This window comes from Methylorubrum podarium, assembly GCF_022179745.1.
Lineage (GTDB): Bacteria > Pseudomonadota > Alphaproteobacteria > Rhizobiales > Beijerinckiaceae > Methylobacterium > Methylobacterium podarium.
The window spans coordinates 1-2136 of record NZ_BPRD01000702.1 but is presented as its reverse complement, the minus strand read 5'-3'; the positions used below and the strand labels follow the sequence as shown (position 1 = coordinate 2136).

Annotated in this window: 2 protein-coding genes; both read right to left on the bottom strand. The window is 70.2% G+C overall.

What is annotated here, in order from left to right; all coding sequences use genetic code 11:
* The coding region (locus MFF42_RS26010; protein WP_238258846.1) for a DHH family phosphoesterase at nucleotides 1-786 on the bottom strand (786 nt) is incomplete at its 3' end.
* A 116-nt stretch (nucleotides 787-902) separates the two neighbouring features.
* Nucleotides 903-2136: NAD(P)(+) transhydrogenase (Re/Si-specific) subunit beta (locus MFF42_RS26005; protein WP_238258845.1), on the bottom strand; the 1234-nt coding region annotated here is incomplete at its 5' end.

Sequence of the window (2136 nt, the reverse complement as noted above, 5' to 3'; positions counted from 1 at the left end):
GTCGGCCACGGTGGCGAGCGCCACGAGGTCGAGGAAATCGGTCAGCCGCGGCTCGGCTGAGGCTCCGAAGGCGCCCTCCCCCCGCAAGCGGCGGGCGAGCGCGACCAGGGTCATGAAGACGACGCCCGCCGCGCAGAGATGGCCGAGCCCGGACAGGTCGTCGAGCCGGTTTGGGTTGACCAGGGCGCGGGTCGTCGGGAGCTCCTCCGGCGCGCCGTGGTGATCGAGCACGATCACGTCGAGGCCGAGGGAAGCGGCGGCGGCCAGGGGCTCATGGCCGGCGGTTCCGCAATCGACGCAGACGAGCAGGCCCGCTCCCTCCGCGCGCAGCGCGGTGACGGCGCCGACATTGGGGCCGTAGCCCTCCGTGATGCGGTCGGGGATGTGGATGCGCACCGGCACGCCGAGCGCCCGCAGATACGCGGCCAGCAAAGCCGCGCTCGACGCGCCGTCCACGTCGTAGTCGCCGAAGATCGCCACGGCCTCGCGGGTCCGCACGGCGTGGGCGAGCCGGTCGACCGCCGCCTCCATGTCCACGAGGACGGCCGGGTCCGGCATCAGGTCGCGCAGGCGCGGGGACAGGTAGGCCTCGGCCTCCGCCGGCCGCACGCCGCGCCCGACGAGGACGCGGGCGAGCAGGTCCGGCAGCCCGTAGGCCTGGCTCATGGTCGTCGCCAGGGCCTGTAGACTGGGATCGCCGCAGCGCTCCCGCCACGGCCGCCCCAGCACGGAGGCGGAGACGTCGAGGAACGGGCGGGGCAGATCGGGGTGGGAAGCGAGGGACATGGCGGCGGACACGCGACGACCATACCCGCTTCGGCCGGCAAAAACTGCGCCCCGCAAACGACAGCGGGGCGGACGATTGCTCGCCCGCCCCGCCGCCTGACCGCCATTGGGGCCGGTCAGAGGTTCTTGAGGATGCTGTCGACGACCTTCTTGGCGTCGCCGAACAGCATCATCGTGTTGTCGCGGAAGAACACCTCGTTCTCGACGCCGGCATAGCCGGAGCCCATGCCGCGCTTGATGAAGAGGACCGTCTTGGCCTTCTCCACGTCGAGGATCGGCATGCCGTAGATCGCCGAGGTCTTGTCGGTCTTGGCGGCCGGGTTGGTGACGTCGTTGGCGCCGATCACGAAGGCCACGTCGGCCTGCGGGAACTCGCCGTTGATGTCCTCCAGCTCGAACACCTCGTCGTAGGGCACGTTGGCTTCCGCCAGGAGCACGTTCATGTGCCCCGGCATGCGGCCCGCCACCGGGTGGATGGCGTACTTCACGTCCACGCCCTCCTTCTTCAGCAGGTCGGCCATCTCGCGCAGGGAGTGCTGCGCCTGGGCGACCGCCATGCCGTAGCCGGGGACGATGATGACCTTCTCGGCGTTCTTCATGATGTAGGCCGCGTCGTCCGCCGAGCCCTGCTTGACGGGGCGCGTCTCGACCTGCCCGCTACCGGCCGCGGCGGTATCCCCGCCGAAGCCGCCGAGGATGACCGAGATGAACGAGCGGTTCATCGCGTGGCACATAATGTAGGACAGGATCGCGCCCGACGAGCCGACCAGCGAGCCCGTGATGATGAGCGCGAGGTTGCCGAGCGTGAAGCCGATGCCGGCCGCGGCCCAGCCCGAGTAGGAGTTCAGCATCGACACGACGACGGGCATGTCGGCGCCGCCGATCGGGATGATGATCAGGCCGCCGAGGATCAGCGAGACGATCACGATCAGCCAGAACGCGACCTTCGACTCGGTGCCGATGAAGATGCCGAGCAGCACGACCAGGAAGATCGCCACCGAGAGGTTGATGGCGTGCCGGGCCGGCAGCAGGATCGGCTTGCCGGACATGCGCCCGTCGAGCTTGGCGAAGGCGATGACCGAACCGGTGAAGGTGATCGCGCCGATCGCCACGCCGAGACCCATCTCGAACAGCGACTGCTTGTGGAAGTGGCCGTTCTCGATGATGCCGAAGGCCTGGGGCGCGTAGAGCGCACCGGCCGCCACCGCGACCGCCGCGAGGCCGACCAGCGAGTGGAAGGCGGCGACGAGCTGCGGCATCGCCGTCATCGGCACCCGCTTGGCGATCACGGCACCGGCGCCGCCGCCGAGGCCGAGGGCGAGGAGCACGAGGATCCAGGCGCTGAGGCCG